Origin of the sequence: Terrisphaera buseokensis (assembly GCF_047521145.2) — a bacterium.
Lineage (GTDB): Bacteria > Verrucomicrobiota > Verrucomicrobiia > Opitutales > Opitutaceae > ER46.
The window spans coordinates 4,718,523-4,745,519 of the sequence record NZ_CM134186.1 but is presented as its reverse complement, the minus strand read 5'-3'; the positions used below and the strand labels follow the sequence as shown (position 1 = coordinate 4,745,519).

Here is a 26,997-nt window from a genome sequence, read left to right as displayed (position 1 = left end):
GCGGCCGATTTGGCAACATGGGGTTGGAGTTAATCCCGTCGCATTCCCCCCATGACTATCGCAACGTTGCCTGCTTTACGCCTGGCATGTTTGTTAGGGCTTTTGGTGTTTTCAGCCCGCGGAATGACGGCTGCCGAGGTGCCGGCGCCGCCGGACTCCCCCCTGAAAAGCCTGGTCGGGAAACTCGCGCAGAAGCGACCCGCGGCCAAGGCCGGTCAGGTCGCACCCAAGCCGGTTCCAAAAAAGGAACTGCTTCGCCCGGAGTTCCGCTTCAAACCCGCGAAAACCTGGCAGCTGTTGCCTGAACTCGCGCATACGCTCGGCACGAACGCCGAGGAGCGGGCAGCCGTGCTGCAGTTGCTCGATGCCGGCGCCACCGAGGCGCGCAAACTTCTCGCCGCTGAGGGGGCCGAAAATGACGTGGCGGCGGCGACCGCACTTTTCATTTCGCAACTTTGGCAGGTGGTGCGCCAGCAGGAATTGCCCGAGGCGAAGGTCGATGCGCTGCACGCGCAAATCGTCGGGGTGATGGCCGGGCCTGAAGTCGCGAAGATGAAGGACGCTGACAAACAGCGTTACTGGGAGTTTTGCGTGGGTTACCCGATCTTCATCGTGGGCATGGCCGAGGTGATCGAAGGCGAGGCGCAACGCGCCGACCTGCGCAAGGCTGCCGGTCTGGGCTTTGCGTCGCTCCTGGGCGTGAGCCCCGAACTCGTCGATATCGGTCCGGCTGGGCTCACCCTCCGCGCGGGCGTGGAAGAGGCGGCCGCCGCGCTCGCCCGGGAAGACGTGGCGAAGCCGACGGCGCCGCAGCCTTCGCCGGCGAGTGTCCCTGCGCCTCCTGCCAGCGGCCCGGCGATCCAAGGCATCACCTACACCGCGCCCGCCGGATGGTCGCGCGAGACCTCAGGCGGCAATACCATTTTCCGCGCCACGCTCGGCGATGTGGACAACAACGGCCGGCTCGAGGCGAACAACCGCGCGAGCCACATCGCCACGATCGCCCTGTTGCCCATGCTGACCTCCCGCGGCGCCGGGGCCACGGCGCTCTTCGATCAGACCTGGCGTGATCAGTTCGCCGAATATGTGTTGGGCGACACGTTCGTGCACTACCGTGCGCGGATGAGGAGCAACCTCGTCGTGCTTTATATGGGTCGGTTCTTTGAGCGGCCGAATGCGGGCCGATACGAGGGCAACCCCAAGACCTACGGCGTGCTCTACCTCGTCGATCTCGGGGGTGATCGCTTTCAGCCCATCATCGCCCTGGTCGACGCGCGCGACCCGGGCGTGGGCATGGATTCGTTCAAGGAGGGGGCGGCCCTGAAGTCGCTCTCGTTTCCGCTCGGCGCATTCCTCGATTCGATCAAGCCCGCGAAAGGCGCGCCGCCGTATCCAGCCGGCGGATTCTTCGCCGCGGCCGATCTTCGCGGCCGTTGGACCCAGTCGAGCGGCGCTTATGGCGGCACCTATGTCAGCGCCGCCACCGGGGCCTTCGCCGGCGCGGCCGTCTCGTCCGCGGGCGGCCGCTTCGCGCTCAACCACGATGGCACCTATTCCTATGATTTTGCCTACCAGTCGACGCATCCGCAGTTCGGCAGTTCCGGCGGCTCGACCAAACACAGCGGCCGCTACCGGCTCGACGGCGACATCGTGCTCGTCGAGCCGTCCAAACCGATCGGATACAACTTCACCTGCTGTGCGGTCGGGGTCGGCACCCGGAAGACGGCCAACGGCGTGAAACGCATCCTTGTCACCGTCTCGGCCAACAGTTCCGGTGGCTTTGCGGCCGCGCCGCTGATCCCGAACTGGGACAGTTATCAGGGCACGATGACCTGGTACACCGAGGAGTGAGCACCCCATCCTGCAGTCACCAACCGCCATCTCCACTCCCATGAAACACGTCCACTTGGCTCTGCTGTTGGCTTCGCTGGCCCTGGGCGCACTCGCGCTGCAGGCGCAGTCGCCGACCAACTCGACCAAGGGTCCGAACGTCCCGCGACCGCAGGATCTGCCGCCCGTTGCGCCCGAATCCAATGCGGCAACCGTCCCGGGCCCGACGGTGGTGCGACCGACCGTTCGTGGTGTCAGTCCGTTGGCGCGGCCGGCCAATACCGGCACGGTTTTGCCTGGCCGCGATGGCGCACCCCCGCCGCCGAAGCCCGGCGCCGAACGCACGACGGGCGACGAAGACGAGCTGGACGACCTCACCATCGAGCGACGCACCGCGCCCAGTGATCTCGGAACCACGCCGCTGCCTTCACCCGGAGCGCCGCTGGGCTCCGCGAGCACGCGGCCGGTGAGCGCCAGTCCACTGGTCGTGCCTGGCCCGATCGCCCGGCCCGTCGCTGGTGGCCCGTTGCGGAAAGGCGGGGTCGCGCGCACGACCGGGGACGAGGACGAGATGGACGACCTCGACATCCAGCGGCGCACCGCCCAAGGCGATCTCGGGAAAGCGCCGCTGCCATCGTTCGATGCTCCGCTGGCGGGCCGCACGGTGCCGATCGTGCCCGGGCGCGCGGTCATGCCGGATCTGCCGGTGGAACGACTGCTGTCGGCCCGGCGGACCGCGGCCACCGCCGCCCCCATTCCGAATGCTCCTAAGGGCGTGGGTGCTGCGGCCGGCCCGAGCCTGCGCATGAGCAAGCCGGTGTACGGCACCAGCGACCTGATTGTCGTGGAGTTTGCGGGCGCGCCCGGCAATGTGCACGACTGGATGTGTATCGTTCCGGCGGATGCGCCGGATGGGACCAAGGGCGGTGACTGGAACTTCCTCAAAGGCGAGACCGCCGGTCAGTATCGGTTCGCTCGTCTCCTGCCTGCCGGGCGCTACGAGGTGCGCCTCTTCGCCGACTGGCCGCGTGGTGGGTACAACGTGATCGCCCGCGTCGCTTTCCAGGTGAAGTGAACCGCGCCACCGTCCGATGCACATGACGTTCGCATTGAAATCACCCTCGGCCATCGGCCTGGGCTCACGCGTCGCCGAAACGCGGCTCCTGCCGCACGGATTCGTCTGTATCGGGATGCTGGGTATGTTGACCGCGCTGGGTGCCTCGAGCGTTCGCGCGCAAGACTCGTCGGCCGGGCTGGAGCGGCCGGTTATTCAAGCCCTTCAGCGGGTGCCGTTGCCACCCGAGCCATCGGGCGTGACGTTCGGCGAGATTGAATTTCTCCCGCCCGATCGCCCCGCTCCGCCCCGCCCGCGGCCGCCGGCTCCTGCACCGCCGAAAAACACGGTGACGTTCGGCGAGGTCGAGTTCGAGGTTCCCGCCGGGGAAGGCTTTCCGCCGGGCACGACGCGCTCTCACGACAAGGCAACGAACAGTGACGTGGTTAGTCTCCCCGATGGCACGCGCCTGATCGAGCACCAGGATGGCTCCGTGACGCGAATCAACACCGACGGAACGGTCTCGCGCAGCGGCGGCGTGACGTTCGGCGAGTTCGAATTCGAGAAACCTCCGCCTTCCATCGGCCAGCTCAAGAAGAGTGTGAAGGCCGTGCTCGACAAACAGCGCAAGGCGCAGAAGGCGATCGACCGTGAGCTCGACGAATTGGAGAAGAAGAAGAAGGGCGAAGCCGCGAAGCGCTGGCATGCCCGTAACATCCCCGGCGGCAATGCCCAGGTGGGCGTCCTTCGATCCCAGGCCCTCGCCGACGCGGCGATCTACACCGCGCCCGTCACGATCATCGGCGATCCCGTGGTCCCCGTTCAGGTCAAGCCGGGTGTCGCCGAGAAGGAAGAATTGTCCGGTGCGGCACTCGTCACCGTGCTCGACACCGATGCGGTGCTGGAGGCGCGTTGGTCGTTTGAAGAGGTGATCACGACGAGTTTGAACAAGACCGAGAGGAGTTACGCGGGCACCTCGATCACCGCCGACTCAACCGAGCAGCGCGTCGTCGGCTCAGGCCTCGTGCGCTTCGAGGAACGCCCACCGCCAGGCACCGCACGCGCGGAGTGGGAACAGTCCCGCTCCTTCCTGTCCGGTCAGGGCCGTCGCAATCTCCTGGCTACTGCCGCCGACGGCGGCCTCTACATCGCCGGTGGCTACCGGCACGCCTTCTCTGGTCCGAAAAGGTCCGAGCAGTCCGACGGCGTTTTCCAAGGATCACCTCGATCCCCGCGACTTCCGGCCGACGTGCCTTACAACGTGACTCTGGTCCGCTCCGGCAAGGGCTGGCGCCTCGACGCCTGGTTTGTCAACCAATGGCGACCGGAACTCGTCATCGGCACCAACGCCTCTCATCGCAGTCGCACCCTCGAACAGCAGAGCGATGCCTCCTACCACTGGATTGCGCGCGCCTGGACCACCTCCGATCCACCCGGGCGCCGGAGTTTCGATATCTACACGCCGGTCAGCACCCCCGATCGCACTCCTTCACCCGGCGCGAAGGTCGGCCGCATCGGCAGCACCGAACTGCGCCCGGCCGGTCCCGGGCGATTCACCGGACGACTTTCCCTGAGTTTCGCCATCGAGACACCCGACGACGGGAAGTCGACCAACCGCACCCAGCGCCGCACGACGTGGGACTTCACCCTCGAGATCGAGGAACCGGCACCATGATCACTCTTTGTCGCCAGTTTGTGGTTACGCTGGTGCTGGGGCACACGTGGCTTGTTGCGCAGTCGCCGATCCCCGCCGATTCTCCGGCCGAGGGGGATGCCGCGGTCTTGCCGATCGAGGAGACCGTCATTGAGTCGAGGGGCGTCATTGACCACACCGGCGGGCGTCTCGTGACGGCGGATGGCGCGGTCACGATGGAGTGGGCGCCGAATCCCGCACGTCCGCCCACGCCGGCGAAGATCTGGCGCATCATCGCGCCGGGCGGTGTGGGCTTTCAGGTCTCCGGTCCGGCCGGCCCGGGGCAACTCACGTGCCTGCCCCCGGGGTCGGCCCTTCCGCCGGGCGTCACCGATACTGCGGCCCCTGCCGGCGGCGCGCCGGGTGGTTCAGCCAGTGACGGTGGGGTCGAAATCCTCGGACCGGATCAGGCATGGACAACGACGAAGAGCACGCTCAACCCGGACGGCTCGCGCACGATCGAGTTCATCGACGAGCGAAAGCCGCTGCGGAAGAAAGGCCTGGTGAAGGGCAGCTCCGGCCCCTACGTCATCTACCCCCAACGAGCCACCGTGTTGCGCGGGCGTACGGTGAAGTTCAAGGCGGTGAACGAAAAGGAAGCGCAGAAGGAATGGAAGGACGCCGTCAAATCCTCCGCTTCGGCGGACGACGAGGAGCTCGCACCCCTCGCCCCGAAAAAGCCTGCGTCGACTTCCGCTTCCGACGCCGGCACCGGCGACCCGGACATCGATGATCTCGCGCCACTCGCTCCGCGACAGCCCGGCGGCACCCGATCGAACACCGCGAAACCGTGACGATGTTTCCTAAAGGCCCATCCCTCCTGCAGCGTTGGTGCGTCGCGGGCGTTTTTTCTGCGCTCGGGCTCATGAGCTCGGCGCAGGTCATTTCTGCCTCGGAGACGCCGGTGCAGCTCGCGGTCTACCTCCGGGGTTCTGACAACGGCGTGCTCTACAGCGGAGATCCCGTGCGTATCGCCGTGGTCGTTACACCCACTGCAGGCACCCAGGAAGCCGTGCGCCTGAGCGCTCCGCCGGGTGCGCCGTGGACGGCGGGCGTGCGCGTGCGCCTGCATCGCGAGGATGGAAAAGCCATCGGCCCACCCGCGTGGTCGGGCAGCCCGCGCGTGGAGCGTGAAATCGATATTTCTGCGGCGCACCCCGCTGGCGGAATCTGGTGCTGGTCCGCCAGCGTCACCGAGGCTTTGCCGCCCGGCATCTATCGTGTCTCAGCCCGCCTCGTGCCGCCCGCTGGTGCGGCGAAGCGGGCCGGAGCGGCATCCCCGGTGGCGGAGACCCTTTTCACCCTTGCGCCCGCTCCCGAAGTGATGACGCCGGCTCAACGGACGCGCTGGCATTTCGAACTCGCGATGGTCGCGTTTCACGCTGGCGATCGGGCGCGCGCCACGCGGCTCGTCGAGGCCGTGCTCGCGGGGCAACCACAGCACGAGGGAGCCCGTCGACTTCAGTCGGCCCTGGCCGGTTCGCCGTTGCCTGCTCCGCGCGCGGCGGCGGTGCCAGCGTCGTCTTCACCTGTTGTCGCGCCACGCGAACCGTCCGTCGATTCCGCTGCGGGCCAATGGGCCGTCTCCGCGCGCGCGAGTTCCGAGTATCGGTCAACCGACTACAGCGCCCTGCAGGCCACGGGTGCGCCGAACGTCGCGCGCCACGGTGACCATGCCAGGGCCTGGGCGCCGAAGCTGGCTGATGGCGGCGAGGAGTGGATCGAGCTTACCTTCGCGCAGCCGGTGCGAGCGACCGAAGTGCGGGTGGTGCAGAATTTCAATCCCGGGGCGATCATGCGCATCGAGGTGATCGACGAAGCGGGCAAGGCTGCGATCGTCTGGACGGGTCCGGACAAAACAGCCTACGCGAAAAACGAAATCGGCACGCTCGCGGCGAAGTTTCCCGTGACTGAAAAACCGGTCGCTCGCGTGAAACTCGTCCTCGATGCGAAGGCCGTCGCCGGCTTTAACGAAATCGATGCGGTGCAACTGGTGCGAGGCGCGCCGTGAAGGCGCCGCGCGCAGAAGATCCGAATCCTTCCTGGTTCTCCCGGCACTCCGGGGCGCTCTTCGTGGGCGGGTTCGGGCTGGTTTTCTCCGTTGCCGGCCTGCTGATCTGGTGTGTCGCCGTGCCCTCCGTGCGGGCGCGTGCCGCCGCGGCCGAGGCGCTTTCAGTCGTTGTCCCAGGGCAGGTCCCAACTCATCTTGAAGGCGCCAGAGTGTTGCTCGAGGCGCACATCGCTGCGGATGCGCCCGAGGTGTTTCGCGACTTCGTCGCGTTTCGCCGGCGCGAGTTTCGGGGCTGGAAGGAGGAGGGGGGCCGCCGGCGTGAGCAATGGGAGACGAAGGAAATCGTGGCACCGGCGATCGCTCTGGGTGACGGCCGCCTTCGCGTTCTTGTCGTGAATCCGGACTATGAGATGAAGGGCGAACCGCACCGGTGGCGCAGTACGGAGGGGCTGGAATACATGCTCTTCGGGCCAAGCACTCAGGATGTCGTGGGGTTCCGTCGGGGAGATCAGGTGACGATCGACGGTGTGCTTGAACCGCGCTCCCGACCGCCGGGCATCCGGGCTGCGACGATGGCGGGCGGTGACGCCGCCGGCTACCGGGCGGGCTTGCGGGAATCTGTCGCCGCACTGGAAATCGTCGGCCCGATCTTCAGTGGCGTGGGTGGCATCCTCTTCGTCGGCGGGCTGGTGAGCCTGTGCCGCCGCAGAAAGTAGCCGCGCGAGAACCGGCTAGACGGGGTCAGGTTTCAAGTTTTTCAGTGGGTGGACGGTGAGATGCCGACTGGACCGACACTCCGGGCCATCGATCGCGGCGATGAGCTTGCCAGCATCAATCCTCCCTCGCCGAGCAGGCCGGGAGCAGGTCGATTGAAGACGTTTAGACCTGACGATCTCGGATGGGCCCAACGAAATACGTGGAATCTTAATGAGCACCGCACCGGTGGCCGGAGCCCTGCGCGGTTCGTTTCCCTCGCTGGCACCACAATCAGCGTTCAGCGGACCGACCCTGTGCGATCGGTTCCGTGCCGCGAATCGGCGGAGTAGCGGGAGTTCGGAGAGGGAGCTGGAAGCTCCCTCTACTTTGTACGTGATGGGATCAGCGGTAGTAGCGGGAGCATCCTGCTCCCGTGTTCCAGCGGTAGTAGGGGGAGCATCCTGCTCCCGTGTTTCGGAAACGCCGTCGGAAGCCCCCACCGTAAGCGTTGCTCTCACTCGCCCACTACAGGAGATTGGTGGGCGGCGTCTTCACCCCATTCCGGTCTTTTTCAGATGAAACTCTCTCTCTGGTCCGCGTTCTTCGCGTTGCTGCTCTTGGTTCAAGCCGCGCTTGCGCAGTCACCTGTCCCGCCGGCGGCGCCAGCGAAGGCAGCGAAGGGAACGGGACCGGCGAAGAAAGCCCCGACGCCGCCCCCGATCACCGCCAAGCCGGAGGAGCTCGCGAAGATCAAGGACCGCACGGAGCAGATCGCAACGTTGGTGGCGGAGCTGAAAACAAAGCACGCCGCTCCTGAGCTCGTGACGGACGTCGAGGTTTTTGCCCACGCGGGCCGCATGCTCCTGGAGTATCCGGATATGTTCGGAAACCAGGTCGCAATTGAACATGCCTTCGTGACCCTCGATCAAGGCATCGAGCGCGGGAAACAACTGCTGTCCGGTTCGCCCCAATGGAGTCAGGGGAAAAAACGAATCCATGCGTACACCTCGGAAATCGATGGCGCCGTTCTGCCGTACGGCGTGACCCTGCCGGACAACTACGATCCCTCCCGGCCGACGCGTCTCTATGTCTGGCTGCATGGGCGTTCGAACACCATGGTGGAGACCGAATTCATTTACGGCTTCCTCAACCGCAAGCCGAGCAATCCTCCCGTGGCCGATCACGGCCAAATCCAACTCGACTGCTTCGGGCGCATCAATGGGGCGGGCTGGCACTGGGCCGGAGAGAAGGATGTCTTTGAGTCGATCGCCGCAGTCAAAAAGCGTTTCAACATCGACGATCAACGCATCATTCTCCGCGGGTTCTCGCAGGGCGGGGAAGGGGCGTGGCACATTTCGCTGCATCACCCGGATCGTTTCGCTGCGGCGGAAATCGGGGCGGGGACCGTGTCACGCACGGCGGAGCAGCGCCCGGATCTCCTGCCCTTCCAGCGCTCGACCCTGCGAATCTGGGAGAACATTTCCGAGTGGGCGCTCAACATCCACAATCTGCCGCTCGCCGGGCATGATGGCGAAAACGATCCTGGCCAGCTGGAGTCGTCGCTGCGCGCGCGGGCTCAGCTGGAACGCGAGGGATTTCCCTCCGTCGGCGAACCGGACCATCTGCGCTCCCAAGGCGCGCCGGGGCTGTGGATGGTATCCAAGGATACAGGACATGGCACCAGCCCGTTGGTGCGGCAGCGACTCGATGCGTTTCTCAAGGAACACGGCGACAAAGGCCAAAGCTCGCCGGACCATGTTCGGTTCGTCACCTACACGACGCGCTACCATCGGAGTTATTGGATCTCGGTTGAGGGCATGGGCCGTCATTACGAGCGGGCGGAGGTGGACGCGCGGCGCACCGCGGACGGGCGCACGCTTGAAATCAAAACCGGCAATGTCACGCGGCTCGCGCTGCGCGAAACGACCCGGGCCCGCGAAATCAGGATCGACGGCGAAACGCTCAAAACGAGCGGGGCACCTGAAATCACGTTGGAGCGCCGGGGCAACGCCTGGATGATGGCAGACCGTAACGCCGGCTGGGGCTTGCGGAAGACTCACGCGCTGCAGGGACCGATCGACGATGCGTTTCTCGATCCCTTTCTGCTGGTGCGTCCGACGGGGCAGCCGTGGAATGAGGCGGTGAATCAACAGGCGCTGCGCACGCTGGCCCGCTTTGACCGCCTGTGGGGCCGATTCTTCCGCGGCCATCCGTTCGTGAAAAACGATACCGACGTCAAGGCCGCGGATTTTGCCCGGTATCACGTGGTGCTCTTCGGTGATCCGGGAAGCAATCGCTGGATAGCAAAGCTGAACGGGCAGCTGCCGTTTACCTGGACGAAAGCAGCGGTGACGCTCGGCGGGCGAACCTATGCGGCGGCGGAAAATTTTCCGGCGCTCATCTATCCCAATCCGCTCCATCCGACGAAGTACGTGGTGATCAACACGGGACTCACGATCGACGACCGCGGTTATAACGGCGATTACGGCACCCCGATGTGGGGCGATTACGCGATCGCCAAAGTGAACGCGGGCGCGGCGCTGCCTGACTTGGTGCAGGGCGGACTTTTCGACGAGAACTGGCAGCTGCCGAAACCGTCGGCGCCGTGATCGCTGCGGCGTGATCGGCAGAGCGGCCAGACGGGAGCGGCCGGACGAGGTCAGGTTTCCATTTTTTCAGTGGGTGGACGGTGAGATGCCGACTGGCCCGACACTCCGGGCAATCGAGCGCGGCGATGAGCTTGTCAGCATCAATCCTTCCTCGCTGCGCAGGCCGAGGGCAGGTGGATTGAAAACGTTTAGACCTGACCCTCCCGGGTGGGCGCGAACCGGCGGAGTAGCGGCGCATCCTGCTCCAACGGTTCGGAGAGGGAGCTGGAAGCTCCCTCTACTTTGCACGTGATGGGATCAGCGGTAGTAGCGGGAGCATCCTGCTCCCGTGTTCTGATCGCCGTTCGCATGCCGGTGTACCGGGCGAAGCGGCCAGACGGAGTCAGGTCTCAATTTTTCAGTGGGTGGACGGTGAGATGCCGACGGGCCCGACACTCCGGGCCATCGAGCGCGGCGATGAGCTTGTCAGCATCAACCCTTCCTCGCTGCGCAGGCCGAGGGCAGGTGGATTGAAAACGTTGAGACCTGACCCTCTCGGGTGGGCGCGAACCGTCGGAGTAGCGGCGCATTCTGCTCCAACGGTTCGGAGAGGGAGCTGGAAGCTCCCTCTACTTTGCACGTGATGGGATCAGCGGTAGTAGCGGGAGCATCCTGCTCCCGTGTTCTGACCGCCGTTCGCATGCCGGTGTACCGGTCGAAGCGGCCAGACGGGGTCAGGTCTCAATTTTTTCAGTGGATTGACGGTGAGATGCCGACTGGCCCGACGATCCGGGCCATCGAGCGCGGCGATGAGCTTGCCAGCATCAATCCTCTCTCGCCGAGCACGCCGAGGGCAGGTCGATTGAAACGTTGAGACCTGACCCTCTCGGATCGGCCCTGAGGTCTTCAGCGTGGGCCGATTGAATGTTGCTGCCTGGACGTTTAGGGACAGCGGTCGTTTCGCCACGTTAGCCGGACGCGGCACCCGCCCGGTAGCGCACGCACGATGTCCCAACTGTAGGAGAGCGGGGTGTGCACGCCGAGGAATTTGGCCTTCGCGAAGGCGATGCGCTTCGTGGGGTCGAGGTCAGTGACAGCGATTTGGGCTGAGGCCCGCGTGACGTTCTCCGCCGCGATCAGGGAATGGTTTTGGACCCATAGATCCTTTTTCCCATTATTCTTCAGGGGAATCGTGATCTGTTTCCACCAGGTCACCGCTTGACTGCCGTTGTTACCGAGTTCCAGGGAGAACTCAATGTTGTCGGCAGGCACGACGTTGTATTCGACCACGAAATCCACGAGGTCACAATCATCGCCGGTCTGCAGCGTTCCGGAATTTTCAGCCAGCTGCGGGGGAAACGGATAGACTTGTTTGACGAAGGCAATGTCGGTTGGGGAGAGATCTATATTTATCGGAACGGAAAATCCATCCAGGGTGAACTCAGGATCAATCCAGTAATGCATGATTGAGGTCGGATCGTACTGGGAAAAATTGGTGGTACTGGCGGAATATTTTTCAAAGAGATTAAGGTCTACTCGTTCCCTCGGCCAGGAGGTGGGTGGAGCGCCCAAAATGGCATAAACTTTTTCCTTGTCCCATTGTATACCCGCGCTGGGCGACTGGTGTTCATGAATAAAACCCAGCACATGCCCGAATTCGTGCAGGATGATGCTTTTGAATTCAACTTCACTCGTGAGATTGGTAAACGATCCAAAATACATGGTGTATTCATTCGCCGAAGCGAAAAGTGCATCGCGTCCGACGAGGGACCAATTTCGTCCATCGGCGCCAAAGTATATCCTGATTGATCCCTCAGCCGGAGTGTTCACGAACTTGAAAGTGATGTTGGCGACCGCCTCCCACTGCCGGGCATAAAATTTCAGTTTCTCCAATATCAAAGCCGATAAGGAGGCCGAGGTGAGCGGGTACATGTAGACGTTAATGGTCTGGCCGGGATTCCACATTTTGCTCGTTTCGCCCGCCAAAGGCTGGCGGACCGTTTGGGCGGTTGGAAGGGAGCCGTCGCGGTTGATTCGGACGGGTGGCTGGATCGCCGAATAATCCCTTGGCGGCAAAGCTCCCGTGGCCGGCGGTTGATCGAGACATAGACTCAGGGGAAGAGTCCGCGACGTGGGGTTTTGGGTTCCCGTCAACGGCGGTCGGACCGGCCGGACGGGTGGGGTGAGGACAACGAGCGGTGGCGTCACCGGTTGAGAACTCTCCGCATTGGCCACAGTCGGATGGGGTGGCGCGGGGGGAATCTCCACGGTGCGGTGCCGCGCTGCGTCGGTCCGAGACACAATCGGAACACCTCGCGTCGTGGCGGGAGCAGGAGCAATGCGGGGACCGGTGGCCGCGTCCAGCAGGAGGTTGAACGCTTTCGCCCGCTCAGCCTCGACGATGTTCTCAAAGCTGAACCCCACATACACGAAACGGCCGCCGCCGAAGGGATGGGCCGACGCGATCGGCACGGGCCCCTCCCTTGTTTTCCTTGGGTCGAGCGTGGAGGTAAATACCACGGCGGCGCCGTCCGGATTGATCGCGCTGAATTGGGTTTCGATGACGCCTTTGCCCTCGACGGCAAAGTTGGTTCCATCAGCGCCCCGCACGGTGCCTGCCTCAAAGCGTTTCGCCAGGCTCGCAATGCCATTCACGCCCATCACCTCGTTCAGAAACGGATTATCGGATTCGGTCCAGGTCGTGGCGTAGGTCCGCGTCGTCATGAATCCAGGCGAGATGAGAATAAACGCTCCGCCGACTTCCTGTAGATAACGCCGCGCGACCTTCTCGTCTTCCACGCTGAGCGTCGAACGTCCATCGTACCCACCGCCATAAGAGCCGCCCGTGTACCAGATGATCACGTTGAAATCGCGGAGCCGCTCAAATGCGGGGCCATGTTTATAGGTCTCAACCATCTCGGTGGACCACGCCGCCGCATCGCCCTCGACTGCTGCCGCGACGAGCGCGCGGAAAATCTTATCTGAGCCGGAGGGCTGCGCGCCGACGATGTTGCCGTCCCAGTCGTCGTCGACGAGGAGAATGCGGCGCGCGCCCCCTGCCTTGGGCGGCGGCAGGCTGGCGAGCGGCGGTGACGGCTTGCGCGCGCCCGGCTTAGGCGAAGAGGCCTCGAGTCCACGTGAAGCCGCGATCGGAGCAACGGTGGTCGGTGCCGGCGCGAGCGGCGATTCGCCGGCCGGCGCCGCCGTGGGCGGCGCGATTGGCGCGGGAGTTGGCGTCGTGGCCGGTGGAGTGGGCGGCGCGGTCGGTTGGCCACTGCGCTTTTCGGTGAAGCGTCGGACCAACTCACTCAGCGACGTATCGGCGGCAACCAACGTCGACACCGCCATGCTAAGGACGAAAATCGAGCCCGCAGCCATGAGCCGGGCGGAACGGGGAGGGCAAAACGTAGGCATGCTGGAAAACCTTGCGGCGAAAGGTGACGACTCGTGGCGCGCGGTGCTGGAGGCGCGAGGACCAGACCGGCTTTACAATCGCTCACCACCACGCGCAAGGCTGGTTTCACCCTGACGCCAACGACAAGCCATCTGATTCGCCCCACACCGTGCCAAGCACCGGCGGAGTAGCTGGAGCATCCTGCTCCATCGGTTCGGAGAGGGAGCTGGAAGCTCCCACTCCTTTGCACGTGATGGGATCAGCGGTAGTAGCGGGAGCATCCTGCTCCCGTGCGCAGCAAGGAGGGGTCTGGTCCGGCGCCGGTCGTTTTAATCCCGGAGCGGCCAGACGGGGTCAGGTTTCAATTTTTTCCGTGGGTGGACCGTGAGATGCCGACGGGCCCGACCATCCGGGCCATCGAGCGCGGCGATGAGGTTGCCAGCATCAATCCTCCCTCGCCGAGCAGGCCGAGAGCAGGTCGATTGAAAACGTTGAGACCAGACCCTCTCGGATGGGCGCTGCTCCATCGGTTCGGAGAGGGAGCTGGAAGCTCCCTCTACTTTGCACGTGATGGGATCAGCGGTAGTAGCGGGAGCATCTTGCTGCCGTTTTCCAGAAACGGCGTTGGACGCCCCCTCCGTCCGACCGGCTGCATCAGACCGGCTCGCTTAAAACGAATACGTGGTCGTGAAACGCCACTCGCGTGGCACGACGAGGTCGTACCGGCTGTACCCGAGCCCGCGGCCGCCGGGTACCTGGAAGCCGTCGGGAGTCGCCGCCGACGACGCGATTCGCACCGGAATGATGTCCGTGTCGTCGAGTACATTGTACACATTGATCTGGAAACGGAAGCGACCGGGAATCCGGGGAAGCTTCGTGGTGTAACCGATCATCAGATCGGTCGCGACGAGCGCCTTGCCGGTCCGCTCCCCACCCGACGAATTACGGCCGATGATATTCGCGCTCCGCCAGCGCCAGCCGCCGCCCGTGGTGAATCCGCGCAGGCGTCCTTCCTTGAAGTCGTAAGCGGTATAGAGGCTGATCTTGTGCGGCCGTACGCCCCAGCGTTGCTCGTTCACCTCCTTCGCATCGTTGATGACGTCCACCGCGTCGAAAATTTCTTCCGCGACCGTCAGGCCGTTCGAAGCCGTGAGCGTGCCCACATTGGCCTCCGGGTGCTTTGCCGCCAGTTCCAGCCATTTCGCGATGGTCCCATTCGCCGCGTACGCCGACGCATTGACCACAAATTGGCCGCTCGCGTTCTGACTCACGCCCTGAACCAGACGGTTGCCGTCCCGCTTCATCCCGTACCAATCCGCAATCTCATCGGCCACCTTCGTCCGCAGGGTGTCGGTATAGGAATAATTTGCGACCAGTCGCCAGTTGCGAGTCAGGTTGGCCGTCACCCGCGCTTCGTATCCGTCCGATTCGTAGTCCGACGATGCGGCCGTCGCCGGTGGATTCAGCGCGGCTCGGATCGGTTCCCATTCCGCCGCGGAATAAGGCCGACCTGCGCCCACCAGCGCGCTCGCCAGCGCGTCTGACACGCGGGTGTTGCGCCCGGCCGCACCGCCGAAACCGGTCGTGGTGATCTTCCCTTTCTCGACCGAAGTAAAATAAACCACCTTGGCATTCACCCGTCCGTTGAAGAGATCGAAACTGAGTCCATAGTCCGACCCTGTGCCCTTCGAGGGCGCCGCGAGCGAGCCATTGGGAAACGTTTTCCGCACGAACGAAGGCACGCCTTGATTCGTCGAATAGTTCGCCACGAGCGAAACCCATGGCCGCAGATGATAAACCAACCCGGCCGTGCCCGTATAGCCGGTTGCGCTCGTTGTCTGCGATTTGCTGCGGTCGCGATCCACGATGTCGCCCTTCAAGGGATCATCGTAGTAGCCAAGCTCGATCACATCGACCTCGTCCTGCCGATAGCCAATGGTAGTGACGAGTGTGTTGTCGGCAAAGAAACTCTGGATCACGCCCAGGGCGGACTTCGCCTCCTGTTCGCCCCCGCTGTTGTTGGCGCCCGCCACTTCGTTGGCGAAGACGAGCCCATATTCCCGACCGTCAAACGTCACCGTCCGCGGCAAACGACGGTGATCGCCCACTCGATAGGTACCGTAGTTGCCCTCCGTAATATAATTCCGCACGGTGATCCGGTTGTTCGGATTGTTCGGCACCGCGTTGTAGGGCCGCCCCGCAAAAGCGAGCCACGAGTTCGCCCGCACATCGAACTGGTCCTGGGTCGAGAGCATGGCTGCCACCCGGTGGCGTCCGAACCATTTCGATTTCGTGTCGAACGCATAGGAGGCCGAGAGTCGCGTCTCGGTCACTTCGCCTTCGTGCACGTCCTCCCGCCAGTTGCCGTCAAAATAGAGCCGGCCTGCATACCGATTCACCGGGCCGTTCACCCCGAGGGTGCGATTCGCATCGCCGCGAAGGGTCGGATCCGTGCCCACCATCAGGGTCACTTTCGCCTTCGTTCGCTGATAATTGTGGGCGAGGTTCAACGTGAAGTTGCGCGTGACCTGCCAGTCGGCGGACAGGGTCATGTTCCGCAAGCTCTGCTCGCGCGTCATTCCGGGACCGGCGGCATTGATGTGACGCGGAAAAATCCGTTCGTCGTTGACGCGCAGAACTCCGGTCGTGATCCCCGGAGTGCCGTCGGGCGCACGCACCGCCGCATTGTTATAGCTCCCGGTGAGAAACGTACCCCGCGCGTCAAACACCGTGCCGTCGTTTTCGATGAAGATCGCCCGGCGGTTCTGGCCCGTCGCCGCCACCTCCCGCGTGGTTACGCCCAACGCCTGCATGGCGGCTGTCGGCAAGGTGTTGTTCGGCGCGAAGGTCACCGCCGTCACGCCGCGCGCCTCCCGGTTATCGTACCACGCCAGTGCTGCATCCGAATCCACCGTCGAACGGATCACCGCGTTGATGTCCCGCCCGATCTCGCCCATCGCCGTCAAGGTCAGCCGTCGATGCGGCCGTACCGACACCGACGCGAAGATCCGCTCCTTGTCGTTGAACTCCCAGTCACGCCAGCCGCCGTTTTCCTGGTCGAGGGCTGCAATGGATATCGCGAGCTTGTCCTTGATGAGGATTTTGTTGGCGTAGATTTCAGAGCGGTTGCGGTCCCACGATCCATAGCTGTACCGGAGTTGCGCCGTGTCGCGCGTAAACTCGGCAATCCGGGACGACTGGTTGATCAGGCCGCCGGGCGCACCGACGCCGAACAGAATGCTGTTCGGTCCGCGACTATCCTCGATCCGTCCCGCCCGATAAGGGTCGGTCGGAATAATACTGGTGAAATAGTCCAGTCCGAGACTCGCGGTCAGTCCCCGATTGAGAATGGACGGCGTCAGGCTCTGCGCATTGACGACCGGGTTCTGCTCCGAGACCGATTGATTTTCGTTCGTATTCATCTCCGCATTGACGGTGTAGCGGAGGAGTTCGCTGAGATCAGTGATGCCCGTGTCGGTGAGAAACTCCTGGGTGAACACGGAGACCGAGCTCGCGGTGTCCCGCAGTTGCGTGTTGAGCCGGCTGCCCGCGAGCGTGCTTTCCGCCTGATAACCGAGATCGCGATCCGTCTGCACCGTGAAGGGGCTCAACTCGACCACTTCACTGGGCTTGGGCACGGCCGGAGCCGTCGCGGGCGGCGCCGGAGGAGTGCCGACGGCTTGTGCTGGCATCGTCTTCGCCAGAGATAATCCGGTGAGGCACGCGATCATGAGACGAATGGGGCGCTTGGAGCTCATGTCTGGTGTAGGGTTCAGAGTGAGACGTTGAGATCACAGCAGGGGCCTGCTGTGAGCGAGAGGGCACCGCCACGCGTGGGGTGGACGGTGAAGCATCGGCGAGGGGGGACGCCAATGCTCTGTCTGGTAGCGCCGCCCTCATCGTGGTGCAACCAGATTTGGCAGGCCGTCGAACGGGGTCTGCCTGTTACCTGTTACGCGTAGGGAACAAGCAGAGCCCGTCTGATTCGCCGCGAACCGGCGGAGTAGCGGGAGCAACCTGCTCCAGCGGTTCGGAGAGGGAGCTGGAAGCTCCCACTACTTTGCACGTGATGGGATTAGTGATAGTAGCGGGAGCATCCTGCTCCCGTGTTCCGGAAACGGCGTTGGAAGCCCCCCCGCGATTTTGCCCACCTAACTCAGGTGTAGCGATCGTACGGGGGCAGCCAGACTCCGTCCGACCGGCCCTTATCGAAACCGACCTCGGCCGCCTGGCCGGTCCTCATGGCACTTCGTAGACCTCCACCAACCCGGCGCCTTGACTGCTCTCATAACCGAAAACTTGGACGAACCAGTTTCCAGGGGGAACGGTTCGGATCCAGGCAGAGTCACGGCTACCCTCATCCAAGGGAAAAGCGCCGGCGCGAACGGCTGCGGCCCGTAGTTCGGCGTGGTTTGATGTCGACCAGGATCCACCAGGGTAGATCGGGCCACTCGTGCTGTTGCTGAGCCCCATCGTCGGCAATGCAATCGGGTCGGTGACCCCGAAGCGTGCCAGACTCGGGCCCACGGCTCGGATCAGCAGCTTGATCGGTGTATCTCCTCCCACACTGAATCCGGCAATCATGATGTTCTCCCCCGTACCCACCGTGCCCCGGGTGGAAAGGTTGACCAGTCGCGACCCGCCCGTAACGGCATCGAGATCGTACGCCTCGATCAGAACCACGCCAGCTGAAGCCAGCCGGCCCGACACTTGAACGGTGTAATTCCCCGGACCCAAAGTGCGAAGGAGCGCGGAATCTGCGCTGCCTTCCTTAAACGGAAAGGCTCCTACTCGGCTGCCCGCCTCACGCAGCGCGCTGGCGTCCGGCGACCCGCTCCACGCCGCCGCGGTGGCTATGATTGCGCCACTGGCGTCAAACACGGTGATTTGCGGTTGTGCGAAGGGAGAGGTGGTTACACCCAAGTCTGCCAATGACGGTCCGGCTGCTCGGAGGAGGACTTGTTTCGGAGCAGTCCCCGATACGACGAGCCCCGAAACCATGAGGCGCTCCTGCCCGGCCACGAAGCCACGCGTGGAGATGTTCATCAGTCGGCCTTCCACCAGGGGGGGCGGATTGCAGGATTACTTCGTTTCCGCCGACGACGTAGAACGTGCCGTTGTGGAAGGTTCCTGCGAGCAGGTCTGAAGTCGTGCCGCTGCTGACGACGGGCCACGGCTGCGTCAAAAATTCTGCGATGCTACAGATCAAACCACCGTCGCCGACCGCCAGGAGACCTCGACCGCCTGCGATGAGGCCGCGGAATCGCGCACCGGGCCGGGGTGCGACACTTTCGGTGTAAAAGAAGGCGGGCTGGAATTCGCCCGCAGCGGACATGACGTCGAAGGAGGTGGCGCGGTGGAGCGAGCCGTCGTCAGTCAGCGCCGCGACCTGGCCAAGTGCGCGGTTTCCCACCGCGGCCTGAAACGATCCGGTGAACGCCCTCGAGACGGGGAGGCCACGGACCCAATTGAACGCGTCATTCGACCTTGCGCCGCTGATGAAATCCCCGCCGGCGACGAAACCGACGGCCGGTTCGAATCCAATGCCTCGGAGAGGGCTGGGGTTGACGAGCTCGACGGCGCGCCTGACCCAGACACGGCCGTCCTCAGAGGTAAAAATGCGTCCGGCGTCTCCCACGGCGACAAAAACTCCGTTGCCGTGAGTGACGGCGTTCAGCCGCAGGCCATCGCTTACGGCCGAAGTGCTCCAACGTTCGCCATCTGCAGAAACCACGACGCGACCCGAGTCGCCCACCGCCACGTACGTGCCGGAGCCAAAGGCAATGCCGTTGAGGTTGTCGGTGGTAACGGGCGTTGCTGCGATCCACGTCTGTCCGTCGGTCGATGTCAGCGTGCGGCCGAAGTTGCCGACGGCCACCAGCCGATTGTTGGCTCCGACCATGCCACGCAACTCTCCTCCTCCCGGACGGAAATTTCGCGTGGTGAACGAAAACTCGGCGCGTCCCAGGACCGTGAACGACAGCGCAGCGAGCGTGCACGCGAACGGGAAACGGCCGAACATAAAGCAGAGGGATAGATGAAACGTGCGCATGGGGAAGCTTTCGATGAGACCGGTGCGAGTGGCGCCGACTTCCGCTGGAGTCGCCTCAACCGGTGTACGGACGGCCCGCGATCCGAGTGGCATTCGGCGGCGGGCTGGCTACGGAATTGGGCTGGAGAGGTCTGCGCCCAGCTGGAGCTGTTATCGAGCGGATCGGGTCCTGTAATCCGCACGGGGTACAAGCCCGAGGCTTGGATGAACTGACCCGCACCTGGGCGATGGGCACGTCTGGATGGAAGCAGGCGCTTGCCCAAACCTATAGCTATCTGGCGCTCGAACTCGATCTTCAGCGAGACGAGACGCGCGCTTTGAAAGCGGCGCGCGGGACGGCGTTCCTCGACGAAGAACTGCGACGTCACCGCTAAGAAGGCGTCGACGTGGCCCGAGAGGCCAAAGGCGCACGCTGGAAGGTTGAAATCGCGCTCGCGGTGCGGAGACGGAGCGGCGCCCCTATGCTTGGATTGCGCGGTTGCTGGCCGTGGGTTCACCCAACGCCGCGCGCGTCGCGGTCAAGTCGACTCGCTAACGTGTAACAGGCAGACCCCGTTTGATTCACCCATGAAACTAGTCTCACCGGATAAACTCTTGCATTGACGCACCATCATGCACCACGATGCACCATCATGGCCCGCAAATCACGTAAAGCGCGCGCACACAGCGAGGAAGCGAATGTGGTTCGCTTCAGCGTAAGTTTGCCAAAGGCGTTGTGCGATGAAGTGGACCATATCGCAGATCGCGATTCCCGCTCGCGAAATTGGGTAATCAAGAAAGCAGCCGAGGAACTTGTGAAAAGTGACCAGCCCTTGTTCCATCAGCGCTGAACACATGCCAACCTTCTACGAATTTTTTGCAGGCGGCGGCATGGCCCGGGCTGGGCTAGGCGATGGATGGCGCTGCACGTTCGCAAATGATTTCGACGCAACTAAAGCGTCAATCTACCGTGAGAATTGGGGTGGTGAGCATCTCTTTGAAGGTGACGTCGCCAAGATCGAGGTAGAACAATTGCCCGGGGAAGCAGATTTGGCTTGGGCTTCGTTTCCCTGCCAGGATTTGAGTTTAGCTGGTTGCTATCGAGGGCTAGAGGGGGAGCGAAGCGGCACCTTTTGGGCGTTTTGGGAATTAATTCGGAATTTAGCCCGAGAGGATCGCGCGCCGAAGATCGTCACGATTGAGAATGTCTACGGTATTCTCACGTCGAACGACGGGTTAGATTTCAAAGCAATCGCTACGGCCTTCGCGGATGCGGGATACAGCGTCGGCGCAATGGTGATCGATGCCTGTCACTTTTTGCCGCAATCCCGGCCTCGTTTTTTCCTTGTCGGTGCACGTAAGAATTTGGCTATCCCGGTGCACCTTCAATCGGATACGCCACACACATTGTGGCACCCTCCGCGATTATTGGAGGCATATTCAAGACTTTCCGACCGCGTTAAACGACAATGGATCTGGTGGGATCTCCCAGCCCCTAGTGCCGAGGTGCCTACTTTAGTCAGTATAGTCGAAGATCAGCCGATGCTCGTCGAGTGGCACACCCCGGCGGAAACCCGGCAATTGCTGGCCATGATGTCAGCCAAAAATGCTGCAAAGATGCGCCTCGCTCAAGAGGCACCCGGGCGCCAAGTTGGGACTCTCTATAAACGGATGCGAGTAGACGAGGATGGTAAAAAGGTGCAGCGGGCTGAGGTTCGGTTCGATAAAATTGCTGGTTGCCTACGAACTCCGTCTGGCGGCTCATCGCGACAAACTTTGGTTATTGTCGACGGTCAACGTGTCCGCTCGCGACTTTTGTCCCCTAGGGAAGCAGCCCGATTGATGGGCCTACCAGATACCTACAACCTGCCACAGAAATATAATGACGGCTATAAGCTCGCCGGCGACGGAGTGGTCGTTCCGATCGTTGCGCATCTTGGCCGTCATCTTTTTGGGCCTCTCGTTCGTGCGAATGCTGAAGCCGTGCTCCAAGCGGTATAGGGCCCAACGGACTCTTGACCGTTTAATTCTTGGCTTTTTTTGAGGCGGTCTTTCGCGCGCGTGTAAATGACGCGGAAGAGTCTGCAATGTGAAGATATCGGCTCAAGCGTCGGACCAGAACTCTCTGATGCTCTTTTCGAAGTTCGTGCTCCCAAATTCGAAGAACTATCCATTCGCGGGCTCGAAGGTATTTGGTAGTTTTTCGGTCTCTTATTCGGTTTAGCGAGATTTTCTGCGTCCAGTATTCACGATTAGAGGTTGGACTCCGATGGTGTTTTTTGCAGCCATGCCAGAAACACCCGTCTATAAAAATGGCTGTGCGCACGCCGAGAAAAACGAAGTCTGGCCGACCGTAGAGGGGATATCCCCGCCGCCACCCTCGGGCACCAACTGTTTTCAGCAATCCGATAAATTTCTGCTCGGTGGAAAAATTTCCCGAACTGCGGATCGCAGCCATAATTGAGCTGCGTGTCTTCGAACTGACGGTATCGGCCATTGCTCAATTTAATCACCGAATCTTGCACCGCGACAACCCTAGGATCGCTCCCCCTCGGCTGTTCAAGGCGTAAGCGCCTTATTAACCTCCCGCATCAAAAACCTTTACGTATCGGGCGTTGAGTCGCACTTTCAGGCCATGTGGACTAGCTCATCGAGGCACCGTTCCCCTGCAAAATGACCGGCTCTTTCCCCATCGAAAGTGCAGCTCCGTGCCGTCATCGCGGTGCTCCCAGCGAAGCATTGGTTGAACGAGTAGTCGGGCTCCTTTCAGACAAACTAGCACTTGATCGCGCCTACCTCGAGAAGCACGGATTGGCTCCTGAAGAATACGCGCAGGCATTGCCGGCTGCGATTGAAAAACTGCGCGGGAGGATGGCTGCCAATAACAAGCGTCGGCGAGACTTCGTTGAAGAAGTCGTGAACCTGCTGGTCGACACTGGCGTAGCCACGCACTATCAGAAGCCCAAGTATGGCGACGACACGGTGTATCGGTTGTTTTTGAAGGAAGGGATACAAGTCGGCCTAGTTCAAAAAGGATGTCCCGACGGGAGGCACAGTAGCGTCGCGTGGTCGCGTCCGGACTGGGCGCAGGAGCTGTATCTATGGTGGGTATGCGACAGCAAAACGGCAGAGCCTGGCGAGCATATCTGGAAAGGTGTTACCCGGGTTCGAGGTAAAATAAGCACACCGGGGGAGGACCAATTGGATGGATTGATTTTTTTTAATCGGCTGTGCGGCACGCCAGATCGGCCGTGCCCGAAGATGCAACACGCGGTTGAGCGCAACGGAGTGAAACTCCCTCCGCCCTGTGTCTACGTTTTTCCGCACTGGGAAACAAACAAGAGTAACCTAAATTGGCGCGGAGAAACTCAACGGGTTTTCCCTGCGCTACTACTAAGCGCTTTTGGCCTTTCTCCAGTTCAAGCACCTTACTTTATCGGGCATGTCGGCTTCCGTACCTCGGGAGCGACTACGACCAGCACCGAAATCACAAGCCGCTATGGGATCGCGAAAGCGTCTACCGCGAGAGGATAATTATGTCACACGCTACCAACCCGTTCATGGATCAAGGACGATCCACTTTTCTCCAAACTCGGGTTAACGCGACGCCCCAAAGGAAGGGGTTGCTAGCAGCTTGGCCGCGTGAAACTCGGGAACTCCCCAGCGTCGAATTGGATGTCGATTGGGTCCGGTTCTCGACTCTCAATCATCGAACTAAAGCGGAACAGCTGCGAGAAATCGCACGCGCGACCCAGCCTGATCTGTTTTCAGGCGATCCTCTGGGCAAGGCCGCGCAAGATGCGCAGTATCGCATCTTGATTGATCAGGCGGGATTTGACGAGTTAAAGGCGGATCTCGCCGAAAGACGGCAGCAGGAGCCGGCAGTAATTACAGCCGACGGCGTTTTGATAAACGGAAATCGACGCGCCGCCGCCTTGCGCAGTCTCTTGCACGATGAAAATAACTTAGACGGCCGGTATATTCGATGCCTCGTATTACCCGAAGATGCCACGCCAGCCGAAATTATTCGACTGGAAGCAGAGCTTCAGGTCGCGAAAGATTTCAAAGAAGCTTATTCTTGGGTCAATCAGGCCCTCTTGATCGAAGAGCTATACAACGACAATGGTCGGAAATTTGAAATCGTGGCCGCCATGATGCACCGGCAGGTGAAAGACATTATCTCCGACTACGAGAAGATTCAGCAGGTAAATCAATTGGTGGATCTATCCAACGGCCGTTGGCTGCATGTCGATTTCGAGCCAAACGAATCCGCGTTTGATGAATTAGCCCAATACATCAGAAACAAGAATGATGACGAAAAGGATCTGGTGCGTTCGGTGTATTTCCTCGGAACATTGACAGGGGTCAACTACCGCGAATTGCGCCATCTTCGCCGCCCCGATTGTCAAACCCTGGTAGAGGCAGAACTTCGCGGAGACCTTCTGATCGCCCCGTTGCTTCAACTATCGGCAAACGCGACACCGCGCCCCAATGATCAGCAAGACCAACTTCTCGACAGTGTCTTGGGGGACGGACGGCCCACGGGGATCGTCGGCCAACTGCTCGATTTCCTAGCAACGCACGACAGAAGTCAGCCGATAAAATTCGGTGATGGTTCCCAAGTCGCCGCTAAAGACGTGACAGACCAAATTGCGCGAGCCGTTCAGAAAGCGGCTTTGGAAGCGGAAGAGCAGAAAAAAGATCTGACGATGCTTACGGCACCGACGACCCGTCTTGAGCAAGCGATCAAAAACATCGAAAGAGCTCGGGATATCTTAGATCGTTCGCGAGCACTGCCCGGATGGAATGAAGCCGCCTTCAGTGCGTTGGTCACCAAGGCAAAGGAAGTCTTGGGCGAGATTAAACCAGCGACCAAATGATAAGCTTGGAACTGTTTGAAGCTGATCGCCCGACCGTCATTGTCGAACGCGACAACGAGCATGTAGGCGCTTGGTCCCGTCTCCAAGAAGCACTTGTGCGCGGAGTGGTTGGAGGGTCTGAGACCCGTTTGGAAGTGCGGGCGGACGTAGTATTTTCTGAGCTGGAGGTTTTGAGAGAACTGCGGCGTGCATACAACGTCCCACTGACACTTGGTCCGCGATTGAAGGAGCGCCTTGGCAAACTTGCTGAGGATCGCGCACGACGCGAAACGGCGGTCACAGCGCCGGCGATTACTGCAGACGAGATGTCTGCATTGCTCGTCCGCTCGGGTTTTCAAAGAACACTAAAAAGCTTTCAGCTACAAAATCTTTGTCGTCTCGCAGCGCTCCCTCACGGCGCGGACTTTTCGGTGCCAGGAGCCGGAAAAACCACAGTAGCCTTGTCGGCTTTTGCGGTCACCAAAGCGCTGCATGGGGTAGAGCGGCTCTTAGTGGTAGCTCCACTCGCGGCGTTTGCTGCGTGGAAAGAGGACTCCCAGGCGTGTTTTGGGACGAATTTCAAGGTGGCGGTTCATCTTGGGCCGGACAGTAGCATACCTCTCACCTGTGATTTGTTCCTCACAAACTACCACCGCTTGGCCGGAGACTACGATCGACTTCGCGCTTGGGTTTCAGAACGGCCTACTCACGTAGTATTGGACGAGGCCCATCGAATTAAGCGGGGCCGAGATGGTATTCATGGTGCCGCCGTGCTGGATTTGGCGTTCTCTGCGTTTCGGCGCGATGTCCTCACCGGAACGCCAGCTCCGCAAGGAGCGCACGATCTAGTAGCGATGATGAAGTTTCTCTATCCGGGGCAAGAGCGCCAGTTACTTCCTCCCGATGCGTTTGTGGAAAGTCTCGGGCGTAGGCCCGACGTTCTGCAGGCGACCCATGGCACGATTAAAAAATATTTCGTTCGGACATGCAAAAGCGACCTTCAACTCCCGCCCACTCAAATTCGCACTGACCGTCGTCCTATGGGGCCGGTCCAAAAAGCAATCTATTCAGCGCTGGTCGGAAAATATATTGGATCACTAACGCATAACACCACCGACCGGCGAAGCCTCAGAGACCTAGGATTGGTCGTCATGTATCTGCTCGAAGCTGCGACAAATCCGCTGCTTGTTACAGCTGGCTCCGACGAAAACGATTTACCTGCTTTTGCGCACCCGCCGCTGCAAGTCCCCAACAATACAACTATTCTAGACCTGTTGAAACGGTATTCAGAGTTTGAGCGCCCTTGGAAATACGAGGCTATAAAGGACATCGTGAGCCGGGCGGCGCAAGGGGGAGAAAAAGTGCTAGTATGGTCGAGTTTCGTCAGAAATCTGAAGTTCTTGAACCGAGAATTGTCAGGCTTTCAGCCGGCTATCGTCCATGGAGGAATTCCGCCTGCAGATGGAGCTCCGCCTAGTGCGACCACCACGCGCGAAGCCGAGCTTGATCGTTTCCGCTACGACCCTGGCTGCTCCGTTCTTTTGGCTAATCCAGCCGCATGTGGAGAGGGAGTCAGCTTGCACCACTGGTGTCATCACGCGGTCTATCTCGACCGCACTTTCAACGCCGGACACTTTCTTCAGAGTCAGGACCGCATTCATCGTCTGGGGTTGAAGGCGGGCACCGAGACGACCTTCACGTTCTTGGAAAGTGAAGGATCTATAGATATATCGGTCGATAAGCGGCTCCGAGAAAAAGTTGTCGCTCTGTCGGTATTGATGGATGACCCAGGATTGGTGAAGGTTTCGTTGCCCGCGGTGGACGACGACGACGCGACTGATGACCAAATTTTCGAGTCATCGGACACTGCAATTATCGCGAGCCATCTGGACGCATTTGATAAAGATTAAAATCAATGCTGCCTACTCGTGGAACTTGTCACGGCATCTTTTTGCTCACCCATTCAGCGCGCAGTGGGTGCCGGCGCTCGATTGAAGCGTGGGTGGCTTTTGCAAAAGGCATGCCCACGGTCATGGCTGCAGCGGTCAATCTTGAAATTGTCGCCTCTGTATTGTGCGCATCTGGTTTAGCTGCCGTTAAGGATAACCGTGTTATTGTCGCTCCCTCCTTGGCCGCACTGGAGCCTGTCGCCAGCGACGAAGTGTTAATGGCGATTGCAGCTATTTTCTTGGCGGCGAACCCGCCGCCATGGTTACACGCTTCCGTCGGTTCCGGTCGCTTCTACCCTGAGTATGTTCCGACATCTGAACTCAGCTCACTTCGGTGGCTGGAAGATGCTCTTGAGCCGTTGTTGGCGGGAGTAAAACGCGAAGGCGAAACGGAAAACGCGTTTAAGATTTGGTTAGGAGCACTCGGTGAGTCGTTGATCATTTCCACTGAACGTGGAGCCGGTGCAGTCGCGCGGCAGGTTAGTCTTATTAGCGATCAATTCGGTTACGATGTCGAATCTCTGCGTCAAAGACGCTATCGCTTTGAAGTTAAGACATCCATCATTGGTTCCGATGGGCGCTTTTATATCACGCGGAATGAAGTCAATACCGCGAAAAAGAATCCCGAGGAATGGTTTTTGGTGCAAGTTGTCCTTAAACCTGAAGCAGTCACGGCTAGTAGTGTGACTCCTGAACATGTGCATTTGATTCGGCAGTTATCTAGCGGCTCGCTTGTTGCTGTCGTGCCCGTGGATTCAGAGTATAGTCGCTGGATAGAGTCGGCGGAGGTTTCGACCGAAACTCTTCCGTGGATGTCCTATGAATTGGCGGCATGCATTCCGCATCAATGGCGTTTTAAACGGATGGCTGGCCGAACCTAACGGTTGAGGCC

General features: G+C 61.2%; 19 protein-coding genes. 14 read left to right on the top strand and 5 right to left on the bottom strand.

Annotation, left to right across the window (positions count from 1 at the left end):
• Positions 1–123: 123 nt before the first annotated feature.
• From ACLJEU_RS17855 to ACLJEU_RS17825, 7 genes are all read left to right on the top strand, one after another.
• The gene (locus tag ACLJEU_RS17855; RefSeq protein WP_414660152.1) at positions 124–1,851 is read left to right on the top strand and encodes a DUF6683 family protein; all 1,728 of its coding nucleotides are present in this window, start codon (positions 124–126) and stop codon (positions 1,849–1,851) included.
• Between the two features lie 40 nt (positions 1,852–1,891).
• Positions 1,892–2,905 (top strand): hypothetical protein, encoded by a 1,014-nt coding sequence (locus tag ACLJEU_RS17850; protein WP_414660153.1) that lies wholly within the window; start codon positions 1,892–1,894, stop codon positions 2,903–2,905.
• 16 nt (positions 2,906–2,921) lie between these two features.
• Positions 2,922–4,559: a hypothetical protein gene (locus tag ACLJEU_RS17845; protein WP_414660154.1), complete on the top strand. Its 1,638-nt coding sequence runs from the start codon at positions 2,922–2,924 to the stop codon at positions 4,557–4,559.
• Complete coding sequence (locus tag ACLJEU_RS17840; protein WP_414660155.1) at positions 4,556–5,371, top strand: hypothetical protein; 816 nt, start codon at positions 4,556–4,558, stop codon at positions 5,369–5,371. Before ACLJEU_RS17845 ends, ACLJEU_RS17840 begins: the two co-directional genes overlap by 4 nt.
• Positions 5,372–5,442: 71 nt before the next feature.
• The gene (locus tag ACLJEU_RS17835; protein ID WP_414660156.1) at positions 5,443–6,588 is read left to right on the top strand and encodes a hypothetical protein; all 1,146 of its coding nucleotides are present in this window, start codon (positions 5,443–5,445) and stop codon (positions 6,586–6,588) included.
• Positions 6,585–7,304, top strand: coding sequence for a hypothetical protein (locus ACLJEU_RS17830; RefSeq protein ID WP_414660157.1), 720 nt, complete (start codon positions 6,585–6,587; stop codon positions 7,302–7,304). Before ACLJEU_RS17835 ends, ACLJEU_RS17830 begins: the two co-directional genes overlap by 4 nt.
• Before the next feature lie 555 nt (positions 7,305–7,859).
• Complete coding sequence (locus tag ACLJEU_RS17825; protein ID WP_414660158.1) at positions 7,860–9,893, top strand: hypothetical protein; 2,034 nt, start codon at positions 7,860–7,862, stop codon at positions 9,891–9,893.
• Positions 9,894–10,814: 921 nt separating this feature from the next.
• Here the strand turns inward: ACLJEU_RS17825 and ACLJEU_RS17820 are convergent.
• The 4 genes from ACLJEU_RS17820 to ACLJEU_RS17805 all read right to left on the bottom strand — a co-directional run bounded on the left by ACLJEU_RS17820 (position 10,815) and on the right by ACLJEU_RS17805 (position 19,318).
• Complete coding sequence (locus tag ACLJEU_RS17820) at positions 10,815–13,250, bottom strand: M12 family metallopeptidase (protein ID WP_414660159.1); 2,436 nt, start codon at positions 13,248–13,250, stop codon at positions 10,815–10,817.
• 684 nt (positions 13,251–13,934) lie between these two features.
• Entirely contained in the window at positions 13,935–17,024 is a 3,090-nt protein-coding gene (locus ACLJEU_RS17815) for a TonB-dependent receptor plug domain-containing protein (RefSeq protein ID WP_414660160.1), read from the bottom strand.
• 481 nt (positions 17,025–17,505) lie between these two features.
• Positions 17,506–18,147 (bottom strand): hypothetical protein, encoded by a 642-nt coding sequence (locus tag ACLJEU_RS17810; RefSeq protein WP_414660161.1) that lies wholly within the window; start codon positions 18,145–18,147, stop codon positions 17,506–17,508.
• On the bottom strand, positions 18,140–19,318 hold the full coding sequence (locus tag ACLJEU_RS17805; RefSeq protein WP_414660162.1) for a WD40/YVTN/BNR-like repeat-containing protein: 1,179 nt from the start codon (positions 19,316–19,318) through the stop codon (positions 18,140–18,142). Before ACLJEU_RS17805 ends, ACLJEU_RS17810 begins: the two co-directional genes overlap by 8 nt.
• Positions 19,319–19,518: 200 nt before the next feature.
• Between ACLJEU_RS17805 and ACLJEU_RS17800 the strand changes: the two genes are divergently transcribed.
• From ACLJEU_RS17800 to ACLJEU_RS17790, 3 genes are all read left to right on the top strand, one after another.
• Complete coding sequence (locus ACLJEU_RS17800) at positions 19,519–19,692, top strand: hypothetical protein (RefSeq protein ID WP_414660163.1); 174 nt, start codon at positions 19,519–19,521, stop codon at positions 19,690–19,692.
• 258 nt (positions 19,693–19,950) lie between these two features.
• Positions 19,951–20,148, top strand: coding sequence for a ribbon-helix-helix protein, CopG family (locus ACLJEU_RS17795; RefSeq protein WP_414660164.1), 198 nt, complete (start codon positions 19,951–19,953; stop codon positions 20,146–20,148).
• Between the two features lie 4 nt (positions 20,149–20,152).
• On the top strand, positions 20,153–21,298 hold the full coding sequence (locus ACLJEU_RS17790; protein ID WP_414660165.1) for a DNA cytosine methyltransferase: 1,146 nt from the start codon (positions 20,153–20,155) through the stop codon (positions 21,296–21,298).
• A 22-nt stretch (positions 21,299–21,320) separates the two neighbouring features.
• On the opposite strand, the gene ACLJEU_RS17785 is transcribed toward ACLJEU_RS17790, so the two are convergent.
• Positions 21,321–21,794 carry a very short patch repair endonuclease gene (locus ACLJEU_RS17785; protein WP_414660166.1) on the bottom strand — a complete coding sequence of 158 codons (474 nt, stop codon included), beginning with the start codon at positions 21,792–21,794 and terminating at the stop codon, positions 21,321–21,323.
• Between the two features lie 176 nt (positions 21,795–21,970).
• On the opposite strand from ACLJEU_RS17785, the gene ACLJEU_RS17780 reads away from it, so the two are divergent.
• The 4 genes from ACLJEU_RS17780 to ACLJEU_RS17765 are packed head-to-tail and all read left to right on the top strand — an operon-like array spanning position 21,971 to position 26,986.
• Positions 21,971–22,831, top strand: coding sequence for a hypothetical protein (locus ACLJEU_RS17780; RefSeq protein ID WP_414660167.1), 861 nt, complete (start codon positions 21,971–21,973; stop codon positions 22,829–22,831).
• A 2-nt stretch (positions 22,832–22,833) separates the two neighbouring features.
• Positions 22,834–24,177, top strand: coding sequence for a ParB N-terminal domain-containing protein (locus tag ACLJEU_RS17775; RefSeq protein WP_414660168.1), 1,344 nt, complete (start codon positions 22,834–22,836; stop codon positions 24,175–24,177).
• The gene (locus tag ACLJEU_RS17770) at positions 24,174–26,066 is read left to right on the top strand and encodes a DEAD/DEAH box helicase (RefSeq protein WP_414660169.1); all 1,893 of its coding nucleotides are present in this window, start codon (positions 24,174–24,176) and stop codon (positions 26,064–26,066) included. Before ACLJEU_RS17775 ends, ACLJEU_RS17770 begins: the two co-directional genes overlap by 4 nt.
• Positions 26,067–26,071: 5 nt before the next feature.
• Positions 26,072–26,986: a DUF3883 domain-containing protein gene (locus tag ACLJEU_RS17765; protein WP_414660170.1), complete on the top strand. Its 915-nt coding sequence runs from the start codon at positions 26,072–26,074 to the stop codon at positions 26,984–26,986.
• The last annotated feature ends 11 nt before the right edge of the window (positions 26,987–26,997 follow it).